17 protein-coding genes are annotated in these 14,162 nt (G+C 69.7%); 4 read left to right on the top strand and 13 right to left on the bottom strand.

What is annotated here, in order from left to right; all coding sequences use genetic code 11:
* Nucleotides 1–55: 55 nt before the first annotated feature.
* From rpoH to ACFQZY_RS16055, 3 genes are all read left to right on the top strand, one after another.
* On the top strand, nt 56–988 hold the full coding sequence (gene rpoH, locus ACFQZY_RS16065; protein WP_377417653.1) for an RNA polymerase sigma factor RpoH: 933 nt from the start codon (nt 56–58) through the stop codon (nt 986–988).
* Between the two features lie 85 nt (nt 989–1,073).
* A complete protein-coding gene (locus ACFQZY_RS16060; protein WP_377417651.1) occupies nt 1,074–2,327 on the top strand; it encodes a 7TM diverse intracellular signaling domain-containing protein in 1,254 nt (417 codons plus the stop codon).
* Between the two features lie 41 nt (nt 2,328–2,368).
* Complete coding sequence (locus ACFQZY_RS16055) at nt 2,369–3,397, top strand: Bug family tripartite tricarboxylate transporter substrate binding protein (RefSeq protein WP_377417649.1); 1,029 nt, start codon at nt 2,369–2,371, stop codon at nt 3,395–3,397.
* A 66-nt stretch (nt 3,398–3,463) separates the two neighbouring features.
* Here the strand turns inward: ACFQZY_RS16055 and ACFQZY_RS16050 are convergent, their stop codons facing one another.
* The 5 genes from ACFQZY_RS16050 to ACFQZY_RS16030 are packed head-to-tail and all read right to left on the bottom strand — an operon-like array spanning nt 3,464 to nt 7,501.
* On the bottom strand, nt 3,464–4,048 hold the full coding sequence (locus tag ACFQZY_RS16050) for an SCO family protein (RefSeq protein WP_377417647.1): 585 nt from the start codon (nt 4,046–4,048) through the stop codon (nt 3,464–3,466).
* Between the two features lie 13 nt (nt 4,049–4,061).
* The gene (gene cyoE, locus ACFQZY_RS16045) at nt 4,062–4,931 is read right to left on the bottom strand and encodes a heme o synthase (RefSeq protein ID WP_377417645.1); all 870 of its coding nucleotides are present in this window, start codon (nt 4,929–4,931) and stop codon (nt 4,062–4,064) included.
* A complete protein-coding gene (locus ACFQZY_RS16040; RefSeq protein WP_377417856.1) occupies nt 4,928–6,031 on the bottom strand; it encodes a heme A synthase in 1,104 nt (367 codons plus the stop codon). Before ACFQZY_RS16040 ends, cyoE begins: the two co-directional genes overlap by 4 nt.
* A gap of 47 nt (nt 6,032–6,078) precedes the next feature.
* Complete coding sequence (locus tag ACFQZY_RS16035; protein WP_377417643.1) at nt 6,079–6,822, bottom strand: SCO family protein; 744 nt, start codon at nt 6,820–6,822, stop codon at nt 6,079–6,081.
* Complete coding sequence (locus tag ACFQZY_RS16030; protein WP_377417641.1) at nt 6,776–7,501, bottom strand: SURF1 family protein; 726 nt, start codon at nt 7,499–7,501, stop codon at nt 6,776–6,778. Before ACFQZY_RS16030 ends, ACFQZY_RS16035 begins: the two co-directional genes overlap by 47 nt.
* A gap of 15 nt (nt 7,502–7,516) precedes the next feature.
* Between ACFQZY_RS16030 and ACFQZY_RS16025 the strand changes: the two genes are divergently transcribed.
* Nucleotides 7,517–7,747, top strand: coding sequence for a twin transmembrane helix small protein (locus ACFQZY_RS16025; protein ID WP_377417639.1), 231 nt, complete (start codon nt 7,517–7,519; stop codon nt 7,745–7,747).
* 76 nt (nt 7,748–7,823) lie between these two features.
* On the opposite strand, the gene ACFQZY_RS16020 is transcribed toward ACFQZY_RS16025, so the two are convergent.
* The 8 genes from ACFQZY_RS16020 to ACFQZY_RS15985 all read right to left on the bottom strand — a co-directional run bounded on the left by ACFQZY_RS16020 (nt 7,824) and on the right by ACFQZY_RS15985 (nt 14,146).
* Nucleotides 7,824–8,705, bottom strand: coding sequence for a cytochrome c oxidase subunit 3 (locus ACFQZY_RS16020; RefSeq protein WP_377417637.1), 882 nt, complete (start codon nt 8,703–8,705; stop codon nt 7,824–7,826).
* Nucleotides 8,706–8,755: 50 nt separating this feature from the next.
* Entirely contained in the window at nt 8,756–8,962 is a 207-nt protein-coding gene (locus tag ACFQZY_RS16015; protein ID WP_377417854.1) for a DUF2970 domain-containing protein, read from the bottom strand.
* Nucleotides 8,963–8,976: 14 nt separating this feature from the next.
* Nucleotides 8,977–9,564, bottom strand: a complete 588-nt coding sequence (locus tag ACFQZY_RS16010; protein WP_377417635.1) for a cytochrome c oxidase assembly protein — start codon at nt 9,562–9,564, stop codon at nt 8,977–8,979.
* An 18-nt stretch (nt 9,565–9,582) separates the two neighbouring features.
* Nucleotides 9,583–9,714, bottom strand: a complete 132-nt coding sequence (locus tag ACFQZY_RS16005) for a cytochrome oxidase small assembly protein (protein WP_377417633.1) — start codon at nt 9,712–9,714, stop codon at nt 9,583–9,585.
* A 24-nt stretch (nt 9,715–9,738) separates the two neighbouring features.
* Nucleotides 9,739–11,373, bottom strand: coding sequence for a cytochrome c oxidase subunit I (gene ctaD, locus ACFQZY_RS16000; protein WP_377417631.1), 1,635 nt, complete (start codon nt 11,371–11,373; stop codon nt 9,739–9,741).
* Between the two features lie 18 nt (nt 11,374–11,391).
* Entirely contained in the window at nt 11,392–12,552 is a 1,161-nt protein-coding gene (gene coxB, locus ACFQZY_RS15995; protein WP_377417629.1) for a cytochrome c oxidase subunit II, read from the bottom strand.
* Between the two features lie 52 nt (nt 12,553–12,604).
* Nucleotides 12,605–13,078, bottom strand: a complete 474-nt coding sequence (locus ACFQZY_RS15990) for a DUF2244 domain-containing protein (protein WP_377417627.1) — start codon at nt 13,076–13,078, stop codon at nt 12,605–12,607.
* Between the two features lie 162 nt (nt 13,079–13,240).
* Complete coding sequence (locus ACFQZY_RS15985; protein WP_377417625.1) at nt 13,241–14,146, bottom strand: biotin synthase; 906 nt, start codon at nt 14,144–14,146, stop codon at nt 13,241–13,243.
* Nucleotides 14,147–14,162: the final 16 nt, after the last annotated feature.

Raw genomic sequence — 14,162 nt, 5'->3', positions numbered from 1 at the left:
CTCTATCGAATCGAGTGCTAACATTCCAGAAGCTTACGAGAAAGGACCTTCCCGAATGTCCACCGCCCTCACCCTGCCCCGCACCGGCCTGGCCACGGCCAACGCCTGGTCCATGGTCCCGTCGCTGGGCAACCTCGACGCCTACATCTCCGCGGTCAACCGCCTGCCCATGCTCACCCCGGAAGAGGAGCAGGACTACGCCCGCAAGCTGCGCGACCAGAACGACCTGGAAGCCGCCGGGAAGCTGGTGCTGTCGCACCTGCGGCTGGTGGTGTCGGTCTCGCGCAAGTACCTGGGCTACGGCCTGCCCCATGGCGACCTGATCCAGGAAGGCAACATCGGCCTGATGAAGGCCGTCAAGCGCTTCGACCCGGACCAGGGCGTGCGCCTGGTCTCCTACGCCCTGCACTGGATCAAGGCCGAGATCCACGAGTACATCCTAAAGAACTGGCGCATGGTCAAGGTGGCGACCACCAAGGCCCAGCGCAAGCTGTTCTTCAACCTGCGCTCCATGAAGCAGGGCTTCAAGGACGAGGCCGACGCCCCGACCCACCGCGAGACGCTGACCGACGCGCAGATCGACGTCATGGCCCGCGAGCTGAACGTCAAGCGTGAAGAGGTCATGGAGATGGAAACCCGCATGGCCGGCGGCGACGTGATGCTCGACCCTGCGCCCGGCGACGACGGCGAGGACGCCTTCGGCCCCATCGCCTACCTGACCGACGCCAGCCACGAGCCCACCGCGGTGATCGAGTCGCGCCAGCGTGACCAGCTGGCCAGCGACGGCATCGCCGCCGCGCTCGAGGAACTGGACCCGCGCAGCCGCCGGATCGTCGAGGAGCGCTGGCTCAAGGTGAATGACGACGGCTCCGGCGGCATGACCCTGCACGAGCTGGCCGCCGAGTACGGCGTGTCCGCCGAGCGGATCCGCCAGATCGAGGCCGCCGCGATGAAGAAGATGAAGAAGGCGCTGGCCGCCTACGCCTGACCCGGCGTCGCGTCGGCCCCACAAGCCCCCGAAGCCCGGCATGCCGGGCTTTTTCATGCGCGTCCGTTGGGAAACAATCGGCCGGGTGAAAACCATCCGACGCATTCCGTACACCTTGGTACTCGGCGTGGCGCCCGCGGCCACCGCCTGGGCCCAGGCCGCGGCCGTCGCGCCCACCTCGGGAGACCTCGCCGCCGGGGCCTACTTCGGCATGATCGGCCTGCTGGTCGCGGCCTCGGCCGGCCATGCGGTCGCCGAGCGTGACCGCAACTTCGCCGCCTTCGCCGCCTACCTGCTGCTGCTGGGGCTGGCCCAGGCGGTGTCGCTGGGCGTCGCCAGCCGCCACCTCTGGCCTGGCGAGCCCGACTGGGACGCGCTGGCCCACCGCATCAGCCCCGGGACGGCCGCCGCCGCCGGCCTCTGGCTGGTGAAGGTGGTCACCGAGCCGGCGCGCTTCTCGCGGGCCCTGAACCTGGCCTGCTGGAGCTTCCTGGCGGCGCTGCTCTCCGCCGTGGCGATGCACGCCTTCGTCGATACGGCGGCCAGCCAGGCGCTGGTGAACCACCTGGTCGCCGGCGCCCTGCTGGTGGGCGCCGGGCTGATCGTGCTGGCCTGGCGCAAGGGACGCGACGCCGCCACCGGCTGGATCGCCGTGGGCTTCCTGCCCGGGGCCGGGATGGCCGCCCTCTCGCTCGCGCAGGAAATGGGCTGGGTGGGGCGGGACGTCGGCCCGGGCCACTGGGGCCTGGGCGTCGGCACGGCGATGCAGATGCCGGTGCTGTACTACGCCCTGAGCCGCCGCGCCGCGCGCCGCCGCCACACCGGGCAGCGCGCCGCCGAGCTGCACCACACCGACGCCCTGACCGGCCTGCAGGACCGCGGTACCCTGGTCAGCCGCCTGGACGACGCCCTCGCGCGCGCCCGCAACCTGCACCATGCCTGCGCGGTGCTGGGCGTGCGGCTGTCCAACCACGAGGCGCTGGTCGAGGAGCTCGGCCGCGAGGCCGCCAACCGCGCGCTGGTGGTGGCCGCCTCCATCCTGCGGCGCGCCGCAGCCGACATCGACGTGGCGGCCCGCACCGGCGAGCGCGACTTCGCCCTGCTGATCGAAGGCCCCACCACCGGCCCTGCGGCCCTGGCCCGGGCGCAGCAGGTGGTGGCCCAGGGCCTGCAGGAGGCGCGGGCCCTGCCGCGCGCCACCACGCTGAAGTTCCACGTCGCCGTGGCGCTGCTGCCCGACCACGAGCTCGACGCGCGCCGCTGCCTGAAGTGGATGGACGAGGCCTGCGACGCCATGCGCGCCGACCCGCGCCGCGCCATCCGCGCCATCAATTTCTGACGCGCCTTCGCGCGTTAGCATCTTCCCAAGGAGATCTGCCCATGAACCGCCCCGACCTGTCCCGCCGCCAGTGGCTGGCGCTGTCCCTCGCCGCCGCCGGCGGCCCCGTGCTCGCACAGCCGGCCGCGCCCCGCAGCGCCCGCCCGGCAGCGTCCGCGGCGGCGACCCCGTCCTGGCCGAGCCGCCCGGTGCACCTGATCGTGGGCTTCCCCGCCGGGTCCTCGCCCGACCTCACCGCGCGCACCCTGGCCGAGCCGCTGTCCAAGGCCCTGGGCCAGCCGGTGGTGGTGGAGAACCGCGTCGGCGCCGGCGGCAACATCGCCGCGGACGCGGTGGCCAAGGCCACCGACGGCCACACGCTGGGCCTGATGATCAACGGCAACATGACCATCGCCAAGCTGCTCAACCCGGCGGTGCCCTACGACCCGCTCAAGGATTTCGCGCCGATCAGCCTGATCGGTACCGCCCCCCTGCTGCTCACCGCGCCGGCCGGCGCGCCGGGCGCCAGCGGCACCGAGTTCTTCCTGGCCGCGCGCAACGCCGGCAACAAGTGGAGCTACGGCTCGCCGGGCGTGGGCACGGTGTCCCACATCGGCATGGAGCTGCTGAAGTCGCGCACCGGCATCGCGCCGGTGCATGTGCCCTACCCCGGCAACCCGCAGGTCATCACCGCGATGATCAGCGGCCAGCTCCAGCTCGCGCTGCTGCCGCCGGGCCTGGCCCTGCCGCACATCCGCTCGGGCCGGCTGCGCGCCATCGGGGTGACCTCCACCGGCCGCAGCTCGCTGGTGCCCGAATTCCCCAGCCTCGACGAGCAGGGCATCACGCGCGGCCTGCAGCTCGAGGTGTGGAACGGCGTGGCCGCGCCGTCCTCGATGCCGCGCCCGGTCATCGCGCGACTGTCGGCCCTGATCAGCGAGATCACCCGATCGGCCGACGTGCGCCAGAAGCTGTTCCAGCAGGGCTGGCAGGTGGCCGGCACCTCGTCCGAGGGCCTGGCCAACCGCATCAAGACCGACACCGCGCTGCTCGGCGGCGTGATCGCGATGCGGGGCATCAAGGCGGAGTGAGCCGGCCCGGGGCCCGGCGCAGGGCCAGGCTCCGGCTCCGGCTCCGGCTCCGGCTTCGGCTTCGGCTCAGGACTTGAGCAGCAGCTTCAGGTCCTCGGCCAGCACCTTGGGCCCGGTGCCCGGGCGCACGTACAGCCGCAGGCGCCCCTGGGTGTCGTACACCAGGTGGGCCGCCGAGTGGTCCATGGTGTAGGCGCCCGGCGCCTTGCCCTCGACCTTCTTGTAGTAGACCTTGAAGTCCTTGGCCACTTCCTCGAGCTGGGCCGGCGTGCCGCGCAGGGCGAGGAAGGCGGGGTCGAAGTTGGCCATGTAGGCCTTGAGCACCTCGGGGGTGTCGCGCTCGGGGTCCACGGTGACGAACAGGCCCTGCAGCTTGTCGCCGTCCGGGCCGAGCTGGCGCTTGACCTCGGCCAGGTCGGTCAGCGTCGTGGGGCAGACGTCCGGGCACTGCGTGTAGCCGAAGAACAGCACCACCAGCTTGCCGCGGAAGTCCTGCAGGGTGCGCGGCTGGCCGTCGTGGTCGGTGAGGGCGAAGTCCTTGGCGTAGTCGGCGCCGGTGACGTCCACCGAGTGGAAGGGCGGCTTCGACTGGCCGCAGGCGGACAGGAAGGCGGCGGCGGCCAGCGAGGCCAGGGCGAAGCGGCGGTTCATGGCTTCAGGCGGGTCAGGCGATGTAGTGGTCGACGAGCAGCGCCGCGAACAGCGCGCTCAGGTGGATCAGGGAAAAGCGGAAGGTCTTGCGGGCCAGCGCGTCGGAGTAGGCGCGCCACAGGCGCCAGCCGTACCAGCAGAAACCGGCGCTCAGCACGACGGCGGCCACCAGGTACAGCCAGCCGCTCATGCCCGCCGCGAAGGGCAGCAGGCAGGCCGCGAACAGCACGAAGGTGTAGAGCAGGATCTGCAGCCGGGTGAATTCGTTCCCGTGCGTGACCGGCAGCATCGGCAGGCCGGACTTGCGGTAGTCCTCCACGCGGTACAGGGCCAGGGCCCAGAAGTGCGGGGGCGTCCACAGGAAGATGATCAGGAACAGGATCAGCGCCTGCGGGCTGACCTCGCCCGTCATCGCGGCCCAGCCCAGCACCGGCGGCATCGCGCCCGAGGCGCCGCCGATCACGATGTTCTGCGGGGTCAGGGGCTTGAGGATCACCGTGTAGACGATGGCGTAGCCGACGAAGGTGGCGAAGGTCAGCCACATGGTCAGCGGGTTCACCGCGACCCACAGCAGCCAGGAGCCCAGCGCGCACAGCACGGTGGCGAACACCAGGGTCTGCGTGTCGGACAGCTCGCCCTTGGCGGTCGGGCGCCAGGCGGTGCGCTTCATCTTGGCATCGATGCTCTTCTCGACCAGGCAGTTGAAGGCCGCGGCGGCGCCGGCGACCAGCCAGATGCCCACCGAGGCGATGGCGCCGCGCTCCACCGCCTCCCAGGTCGGCACGCCGGGCACGGCCAGCACCATGCCGATGACGGCGCAGAAGACGATCAGCTGGACGACGCGGGGCTTGGTGAGCGCGTAGAACTGGGACAGACGATTCATGGGCGCGCTCCCTGCGCGGCGAGCGCGGAAGGCGCGCGTTGGTTGTCTCGGGCCCGGCACGAGGCCAGGGTCCAGGTGAAGGCCACCACCAGGGCGGCGGCGCCCCCGGTGTGGCTGACGGCGGCCACGAGCGGCCAGTCCATCACGACGTTGCTCAGGCCGGTGAGGAATTGCCAGCCGGCCAGCGCCAGCAGCACGCGGCCCTGCCGGGCGAGCCCCACGCGCATGAGCCGCAGGCCCAGCACCACGAGGACCGCGAGCAGCGCATAGGCCATGAGCCGGTGGGCGTAGTGGATGGCGGTGAGCGCTGCGAAGGTGATGTGCTCGCCGGCGGCGGTCAGGCCCAGCGGGCGCCACAGCTCGAAGCCCTGGGCGAAGTCCATCGGCGGCCACCAGCTGCCCTGGCAGCGGGGGAACTCGGCGCAGGCGAGCACCGCGTAGTTGGTGCTGACCCAGCCGCCCAGGGCGACCTGCAGCCACAGCAGGACCAGGCCGGCGACCAGCCCGCCGCGCAGGCCCGGCGTGACCGGGCGCGGCGCGAGGCTGCCATGGGCCTGTGCATAGCCCATGGCCTGCCGGCACAGCAGCGCCAGCAGCAGCAGGCCCCCGAGCAGGTGCAGGGTGACGATGGCCGGCTGCAGCTTCAGGGTCACCGTGAGCGCGCCGAAGGCGCCCTGCACGCAGACCCAGGCCAGCGTGAGCAGCGGCCAGCCCGGATGGACCGGCAGCTCGCGCCGGCGCAGCCAGCTGGCGACGGCCAGCGTGAGGATCAGGACACCCACGCCGGTGGCCAGGTAGCGGTGGATCATCTCGATCCAGGCCTTGGTGTGCGTGACCGGGCCGGTGGGCATGGCCGCCTGGGCCTGGCTGATCTCCTTGTGCGCGCCCAGCGGGGTGAACTCGCCGTAGCAGCCGGGCCAGTCGGGACAGCCCAGGCCGGAGTCGGTCAGGCGGGTGAAGGCGCCGAACAGCACCAGGTCGAAGGTGAGGAAGAGGGTCAGCGCCGTGAGCGCCGCGAGGCGCCGCGCCAGCGGCTTCTTGCGGTTTCGCAGCCACACCCAGGCCAGCGGCCCGAGGGCGATCGCGATGCCCAGGAGCATCACGCGCACGACCGGGGTGAGGTCGTACAGGGGAACGCCGGCCTCGCTCACTTGCGCCCCGCCTCGTCCCAGCCCGCGGAGGCGCGCATCAGGCGCTCCAGGTCCCGCTTGGCCTTGGCGGCCGCCTCGCGGTCCATGCCCGCGGGGAAGCGCATCATCCAGTTGCCCATGGGGTCGACCACGTAGAGGTGGTCGGCCAGCGCCTGGCCCGGCGCGGGCGCCAGCCACTGGCGCAGCTGCTGGCCGTCCACGCGCAGCACCGTGGACTCGCGCAGCCCGGGCTTGAGCGCCTCGGGCACGGGCGCCATGTCGTCGATGAGCCAGACGCGGTCCAGGCGGTCCTTGTCCTTGCCCAGGATCTCGCGCAGCTGGCGCTGCAGGTACAGGTGGTTCTCGCAGGCCGGGCCGCACTGGCCGCTGGAGACGCTGACCAGCAGCCACTGGCCCTTCAGCGACGGCAGCGGCACCGGCGCGCCGTCCAGCGTGATCGCGGTGAGCGCGGGCAGCGGGCGCTGCGGCTCGACCAGCTCGCCGAAGTTGCGGCGGCCCTCCGGGCGGATCACGTAGTAGGTGAAGTACGAGGCGATGACGGGCGCGGCGCACACCGCCAGCACCGCCAGCATCTTCCAGCGGCCCGAGCGGGTGCGGCGCGCGTCGTCCTGCGCGGCCTCGCCCGGAACGGGCAGGGAGTGCACGGACATCTGCAGCGGCTCGTCGAGGAGGCCTTGGCGGGCGTGGCCGGCGTCAGTGCCGGCGTCGGCGTCGGGGAGCGATGAATTGGAACCAGACATAGAGGACGAGGATGAGGCTGCACAGCCCCCACCACTGGAAGGCGTAGCCGTAGTTCTTGTCGGCGCCGCTGGCCGGCACCGGCCAGTCACGCAGCAGGCCCTCGGAAGGAGCGCCGGTCTGCTGCACGGACCCGCCCACCAGGGGCAGGCCGGTTTCTGCGCGGAACGCGGCCAGGTCGAGATTTTGCCGGATGGGGCCGGCGGCCGCGCCGTCGAACTCGTACAGCCTCGCCGGCGCCGGGGCGATGCGGCCGGTGAGCGTGACCTCGCCGCCCGGCGTGTCCACCGGCGGCAGCCGGGCGCGGTCGACGAAGTTGCGCGGGGCCCAGCCCCGCTGGACCAGCACCACCGCCTCGCTGCCGGCCAGGCGCAGCGGGGTGACCACGTAGAAGCCGGGCCGGCCCTGCATCTGGCGGTTGTCCAGGTAGACGGTGTGCTGCGCGAGCCACTGTCCGCGCAGCGTCACGGCGCGATGCAGCAGGTCGGCCGAGCCGTCCTGCGACAGCAGCACGCCGGGCTCCAGCGGCGGCAGCGCCTGCCGCGATTCGGTGGCGGCCTGCAGCGCCAGCTTCTGCTGCGCGCGGCCCCACTGCCACAGGCCGAGCGAGAAGGTGGCGGCCAGGCCGGCGGCCGCGGCCAGGGCCACCAGCCAGAAGCGCAGGGTCTTCAGATCGGGCACCGGATAATCGCCTCCATGAAAGTCTTCCTCGTCATCGCGGCCTTCGTGGCCATCCTCGGCAGCCTGGGCAGCGCCCTGTACTTCATGATGCGCGGTCGCGAGGGCGAGGAAGGCCAGGCCAAGGGCCGGCACATGGCCCGCGCCCTGGCGTTCCGTGTGGGCTTTTCCATCCTGCTGTTCGTCTGCATCCTGCTGGCCTGGAAATTCGGCTACATCCGACCCACGGGCATCCCCGCCGGCGCCTGAGCCGCCGCTCCCGCCAATGCACAAGGGCCGCGAATGCGGCCCTTGGCATGGTTGGCGTTGGCGGAACCGTCGCCGATTACATCCAGTAGACGAGGATGTACAGGCCCAGCCACACCACGTCCACGAAGTGCCAGTACCAGGCGGCGCCTTCGAAGCCGAAGTGGCGCTCGGCGGTGAAGTGGCCCTTCTGCAGGCGCAGGGTGATGAACAGCAGCATCAGCATGCCGACGAACACGTGGAAGCCGTGGAAACCGGTCAGCAGGAAGAAGGTGGAGCCGTAGGCACCGGACGTGAGCTTGAGGTTCAGGTCGGCGTAGGCATGGGCGTACTCGTAGCCCTGCACGAACAGGAAGACGATGCCCAGGATGACGGTGGCCCACATCCAGGTGATGGTCTTGGAGCGGTTGCCCACCTGCAGCGCGTGGTGCGCGATGGTCAGGGTGACGCCGGAGGACAGCAGCAGCGCGGTGTTGATCGTCGGCAGCCAGAACGGGGTCATGGTCTGGAACGGCTCGACGATGCCGGCCGGCGAGGCGGTCACGCCGGGGGCGACGCTGGGCCAGACGGCCTTGAAGTCGGGCCACACCAGGCTGTTCTCGAGGCCGCCCAGGGCGGGCACCGAGTGCGAGCGCATCCACCACAGGGCGGTGAAGAAGGCGCCGAAGAACATCACCTCGGAGAAGATGAACCAGCTCATGCTCCAGCGGTAGGAGATGTCGATCTTGCGGCTGTACTGGCCGTGCTCGCTCTCGCCGATGGCGTCGCGGAACCACTGGAACAGGATCACGGCGAACCAGGCCAGGCCGAAGAACAGGGACCACTTGCCCCACTCGACGCCGTTGATCCACTGGCCCGCGCCCAGGATGACGAAGAACAGGCCGAAGGCGGCGAACGCCGGATGGCGCGACGGCTGGGGCACGTAGTAGTACGGCGTCGTGCCGGGTGCGCTGGAACTCATGTCTTCTACTCCTGGTTTCCGAAACTCTTGTATCTGTCGAATCTGTCGAATCACTTCACGACCCAGTGGACCAGGCCGATCAGGCCGCCCACGAACACGGCGACGGCCACCAGGGCCACCGCGATGACGTGGAACGGGTTGAGCCTGCCCATGTCCTGCTGGTAATCGCTGTTCTTGCGGATGCCCAGGAACGCCCAGGCGACGGCCTTGGCGGACTGGAGCATCGAGCCTTTGCGTTGGTGCGCGGGCGTGTTCATGGCCTCGGCGTCGCTCACGAGCGCGGCTCCTGCGAGCCCAGGGCGGCCGTCGGGGCGGCGGGCGTCTTGGCGCCGACCTCGAAGAAGGTGTACGAGAGCGTGATGGTGGTCACGTCCTTCGACAGCTTGGGGTCGATGACGAAGGCCACCGGCCACTGCTTCTTCTCGCCCGGCTCCAGCGTGTACTGGTTGAAGCAGAAGCACTCCAGCTTGTTGAAGTGCGCTGCCGCCTGCTTGGGCGCATAGCTCGGGATCGCCTGGGCCGCCATGCGGCGGTCCTGGACATTCTGGAACTCGTACATCACGGTGGTCAGCTCGCCCGGGTGCACCTGCACCGAGCGCTGGGCCGGCTTGAACTGCCAGGGGCCGCGCACGTTGGCGTCGAACTCGACGGTGATGGTGCGGCTGGTGTCGACCTGGGTGTTCGCCGGCGCCTTGGACACGCCGGGCACCTGGCGCTCGCCGATGGCGAGGATGTTGATGCCCAGCGCCTCGCACACGTGCTTGTAGATCGGCACGAGCGCGTAGCCGAAGGCGAACATGCCGACCGCCACGACGGCCAGCTTGCCCACCATGCGGACGTTTTCGCGCGCGCTGCTCACGGTGCTTCCAGCGTTCTCTCAGCGTCCCAGCAGGAACATCTTGACCATGAAGCCGACGAAGAACGCCGCGGCGATCGAGGCCAGGATCAGCGCCATGCGCAGGTTGGCTTTCTTGCTGTCGTCGCGGTTGGCGGACACGGTCGTCTCCATGGCGTTCAGGTCAGGCCCCGGCGATCAGCCGATCACCTTGGTGGCGGTGGCGTCCAGCTTGGGCGGGTTCTCGAAGGTGTGGAAGGGAGCCGGCGACGGCACTTCCCACTCCAGGCCCTCGGCGCCCTTGCCGTCGGCGTCGTTCCACGGACGCTGCGGGGCGGGCTTGCCCTTGCCCTGCATCACCGGCAGGACCACGAAGAAGAAGAAGTACACCTGGGCGAAGCCGAAGAAGAAGGCACCCACGGAGGCCACGGCGTTGAAGTCCGCGAACTGCATCGGGTAGTCGGCGTAGCGGCGGGGCATGCCGGCCAGGCCCAGGAAGTGCATCGGGAAGAAGGTGACGTTGAAGGAGATCAGCGACCACCAGAAGTGGATCTTGCCGCGGGTCTCGTTGTACATCACGCCGGTCCACTTGGGGGCCCAGTAGTAGAAGCCGGCGAACAGGGCGTACAGCGAGCCGGCCACCAGCACGTAGTGGAAGTGGGCCACGACGTAGTAGGTGTCCTGCAGCAGCAGGTCGATCGGGGCCATGGCCAGGATCAGGCCGGTGAAACCGCCCATCGTGAACACGAAGATGAAGCCCACAGCGAACAGCATCGGGGTCTCGAAGGTCATCGAGCCCTGCCACATGGTGGCGATCCAGTTGAAGATCTTCACGGCGGTCGGCACGGCGATCAGCATCGTGGCGTACATGAAGAACAGCTGGCCGGTCACGGGCATGCCGGTCGTGAACATGTGGTGGGCCCACACGATGAACGACAGGATGGCGATCGACGAGGTGGCGTACACCATGGAGGCGTAGCCGAACAGCTTCTTGCGCGCGAAGGCGGGCACGACCTGGCTGATGATGCCGAAGGCCGGCAGGATCATGATGTACACCTCGGGGTGACCGAAGAACCAGAAGATGTGCTGGTACATGACCGGGTCACCGCCGGCGGCGGGGTTGAAGAAGCTGGTGCCCAGGTGGCGGTCGGTCAGCGTCATGGTGATCGCGCCGGCCAGCACGGGCATCACGGCGATCAGCAGGTAGGCGGTGATCAGCCAGGTCCAGCAGAACATCGGCATCTTGAACAGCGTCATGCCGGGGGCGCGCATGTTCAGGATGGTCACGATGATGTTGATCGAGCCCATGATCGACGAGGCGCCCAGGATGTGCATCGCGAAGATGCCCATGTCCATGGAGGGGCCCATCTGCAGGGTCAGCGGCGCGTACAGCGTCCAGCCGGCGGCGGGGGCGCCACCGGGCACGAAGAACGAGGCGGCCAGCAGGATACCCGCGGGAATCATCAGCCAGAAGCTGAAGTTGTTCATGCGGGCGAACGCCATGTCGGAGGCGCCGATCTGCAGCGGGATCATCCAGTTCGCGAAGCCCACGAAGGCCGGCATGATCGCGCCGAACACCATGATCAGGCCGTGCATGGTGGTGAGCTGGTTGAACAGCTCGGGGTTCACGACCTGCAGGCCGGGCTGGAACAGCTCGGCACGGATGCCCAGGGCGAGCACGCCGCCGAACATCAGCATGAAGAACGAGAACAGCAGGTACAGGGTACCGATGTCCTTGTGGTTGGTCGCGTAGACCCAGCGACGCCAGCCGTGCGGGTGGTCGTGCGCGTGGTCGTCATGACCGTGCGCGTGGTGGTCGAGTACAGCACTCATCTTGGATACCTCTATGAATTACTTGCTGCGCTGGGCCAGCACGTCGGCGGGCTGCACCACTTGGCCGGTCTTGTTGGACCAGCTGTTCTTGGTGTAGGTGATGACGGCGGCGATGTCGGTGTCCGACAGCTGCTTCCAGGCCGGCATGCCCTGGCCGATACCCTTGAGCAGCGCGGTGATCTGCTTGTTCTTGTCGGCGTCCAGCACGATGGTCGAGCCGTCGAGGGCCTTGATCGGGCCGGCGCCCTTGCCGTTGGCCTGGTGGCAGGCGGCACAGTTGGCGGCGTAGACCTTCTCGCCACGGGCGGACAGGGCCGGCAGTTCCCAGACCTTGTTCGGGTCATCGGCCTTGGCGGCCATCTTCTTCTGCTCGGCGACGACCCAGGCGGCGTAGTCCTTGTCGGACAGCACCTTCACGTGGATCGGCATGTAGGCGTGCTCCTTGCCGCACAGCTCGTAGCAGTGGCCGTAGAAGTCGCCGGTCTTCTCGGCGCGGAACCAGGTGTCGCGCACGAAGCCCGGGATGGCATCCTGCTTGACGCCGAAGGCCGGCACGCCCCAGGCGTGGATCACGTCATTGGCGGTGGTGATGATGCGGACCTTCTTGCCCACGGGGACGACCAGGGGGTTGTCGACCTTGAGCAGGTAGTCGTTCGGCGCGCCGGCGACCTTGCCGGAGTCGGACAGTTCGCGCTGGGCGGTGTCCAGGGCCGAGAGGAAGGAGATGCCGGCGCCTTCGCCGTTGAGGTAGTCGTAGCCCCACTTCCACTGGTAGCCGGTGGCCTTGATGGTCAGGTCGGCGTTGGAGGTGTCCTTGGCGGCCACCAGGACCTTGGTCGCCGGCAGGGCCATCAGGATCACGATGACGAAGGGGATGATGGTCCAGATCACTTCCACGGTCACGGACTCGTGGAAGCTGGCGGGCTTGGCGCCCTGCGAGCGGCGGTGCTTGAACACCGAATAGAACATGACCGCGAAGACGGCGATGAAGATCACCACGCAGGTGATCAGCATGAACCAGTGGAGCCAGGCCTGCTCCGAGGCGATGCGCGTGGCAGCGGTGTGGAGATTCAGTTGGCGGACGGCCGGACCGCCCGGCAGGTCGTCGACCGCCAGGGCGCCGGAAGCGGCGCCCGCGGCGATCAGCATCGCTGCCGCCTTCTGGGTAATGCTCTTCATCGTTTTCACTTCGTATCTACCTCAATGACAATCCGGCCGGCCTCGCGCGCCCTCAGGCAGGCGCGCGCAAGGCCATTCTGATCTCCTGGGCCAGCGCCGGGCGCAACTCGGGGCGCACGAAGCGCCCCACCTGCACCGACCGGCCCCGGCCCGAAACCTCGATCAGCGAGCGCTGGTCCGACTGCGGCTCCACGCGAACCCAGTCGCGATGGAATTCGGCGCGCTCGAGGCGGCCCGCAGTCTCCAGCTCGACCACCAGGTTCGGCCCCTGCAGTCGGATGCGCTCGCCATCGGTGGCGTGACGCGCATAGACCAGCAGTGCCACCCCCACGGCCGCCAGCTCCAACCAGGCCAGCGGCAGGATCAGGGTGGCGCCTTGCAGCCAGAACATGAACGCGATGCCCAGGGACAGGACGCACAGCGAGGCGTAGACCCAGCCCAGTTGGGCGGGTGTCACCGAGCAGTTGCGTCGCAGGGCCCACTCGATGCAGGGACCCCGGACCGTGGCAAAACGAAACACCGGCATGAACGATGGTCGCTCACAAGATCAGCGCGGGATTGTAGCGCGCACGCACATCCCTCCAGAGCGCACCGGATGCGCACATCCTGCCCGCAAGCAGGGACACCCCGGTTGACCTACAGCAATTCGTCCTCATGCGGGAGCACCCGTACAACAAATCAGGGAAAGTCAGGAGCCCTTCCTGTCGACTCCGAGCAACATCCGCATGTCCTTCAGGGACACGGCGCTCTGCGCGTCCAGCCGCACGCGGGGCGCCGGCTTCACCGCGTGGCCATAAATGACCTCGAAGGTCAGGGCCAGGCGGCCGTCGGGGCCGGCCAGGCCCTCGGCCAGGGCCGCCTCCAGGCGCTGGCGCCAGGCCCGCCCCCGCAGGCCGGGGAAGCGCCCGGGGTGCAGGTTGGCGCCGAGCTCGCGCAGTTCGGCCAGCAGGGCCGCGGGCGAGGCCCAGGTCAGGGTGATGCGCTCCATGTCCATCACCGGCTCGGCGAAGCCGGCATGCACCAGCATGTCGCCCCAGTCGTGCATGTCGGTGAACTCGGGGCCGGCCGGCGGCCAGCCCAGGCGGGCGTACAGGGCGCGCAGCTCGCGCAGGGTGTCGGGCCCGAAGGCCGAGAACATCAGGAAGCCGTCCACCGCCAGGGCACGGTGCCAGCGGCCGATCAGGCCCATCGGGTCGGCCGACAGGTGCAGGGCCATGTTGGCCCACAGCATCTGCGCCTCGCCGTCGGCGGGGCGGTCGGCCACCTGCAGGCGCGAGCCGCCCAGGCGCTTCCACCACGGCGGAGCCAGCGCGCGCGCGGCCGCCGAGGCCTGCGCCGGACCGGGCTCGACCGCGACGCAGCGGGCCTGCGGATACCGCCTGGCCAGCAGGGCGTGGGCCTGCAGCCCGCCGCGCACCGGCCCCCAGTGCACCCAGGCGGACGGCTGCAGCCGGATCCACTCGAGCCGCTCCTCCATGCGCCGGGCCACCTCTTCGTGCAGCCAGGGCGATTGCGCCGGGGCGCGACGTTCCCAGCGCGCGGCGGCGACGGGGTCGAGGGTGGGCGGGCGTTCGGACACGTCAGGGGCGGGCATGCAGGGCGCGCCAGTA

This window comes from Ramlibacter sp. GCM10027632 (genome assembly GCF_042675325.1).
Lineage (GTDB): Bacteria > Pseudomonadota > Gammaproteobacteria > Burkholderiales > Burkholderiaceae_C > Ramlibacter.
This window is presented reverse-complemented; position numbering and strand designations above follow the sequence as displayed.

Bases quoted from the DNA above. Each gene is read 5' to 3' on its own strand.
- rpoH (WP_377417653.1), top strand. From the start codon at position 56: ATGTCCACCGCCCTCACCCTGCCCCGCACCGGCCTGGCCACGGCCAAC.
- ACFQZY_RS16055 (WP_377417649.1), top strand. From the start codon at position 2,369: ATGAACCGCCCCGACCTGTCCCGCCGCCAGTGGCTGGCGCTGTCCCTC.
- ACFQZY_RS16050 (WP_377417647.1), bottom strand. From the start codon at position 4,048: ATGAACCGCCGCTTCGCCCTGGCCTCGCTGGCCGCCGCCGCCTTCCTG.
- cyoE (WP_377417645.1), bottom strand. From the start codon at position 4,931: ATGAATCGTCTGTCCCAGTTCTACGCGCTCACCAAGCCCCGCGTCGTC.
- ACFQZY_RS16040 (WP_377417856.1), bottom strand. From the start codon at position 6,031: ATGCTCCTGGGCATCGCGATCGCCCTCGGGCCGCTGGCCTGGGTGTGG.
- ACFQZY_RS16035 (WP_377417643.1), bottom strand. From the start codon at position 6,822: ATGTCTGGTTCCAATTCATCGCTCCCCGACGCCGACGCCGGCACTGAC.
- ACFQZY_RS16025 (WP_377417639.1), top strand. From the start codon at position 7,517: ATGAAAGTCTTCCTCGTCATCGCGGCCTTCGTGGCCATCCTCGGCAGC.
- ACFQZY_RS16020 (WP_377417637.1), bottom strand. From the start codon at position 8,705: ATGAGTTCCAGCGCACCCGGCACGACGCCGTACTACTACGTGCCCCAG.
- ACFQZY_RS16015 (WP_377417854.1), bottom strand. From the start codon at position 8,962: ATGAACACGCCCGCGCACCAACGCAAAGGCTCGATGCTCCAGTCCGCC.
- ACFQZY_RS16005 (WP_377417633.1), bottom strand. From the start codon at position 9,714: ATGGAGACGACCGTGTCCGCCAACCGCGACGACAGCAAGAAAGCCAAC.
- ctaD (WP_377417631.1), bottom strand. From the start codon at position 11,373: ATGAGTGCTGTACTCGACCACCACGCGCACGGTCATGACGACCACGCG.
- coxB (WP_377417629.1), bottom strand. From the start codon at position 12,552: ATGAAGAGCATTACCCAGAAGGCGGCAGCGATGCTGATCGCCGCGGGC.
- ACFQZY_RS15990 (WP_377417627.1), bottom strand. From the start codon at position 13,078: ATGCCGGTGTTTCGTTTTGCCACGGTCCGGGGTCCCTGCATCGAGTGG.
- ACFQZY_RS15985 (WP_377417625.1), bottom strand. From the start codon at position 14,146: ATGCCCGCCCCTGACGTGTCCGAACGCCCGCCCACCCTCGACCCCGTC.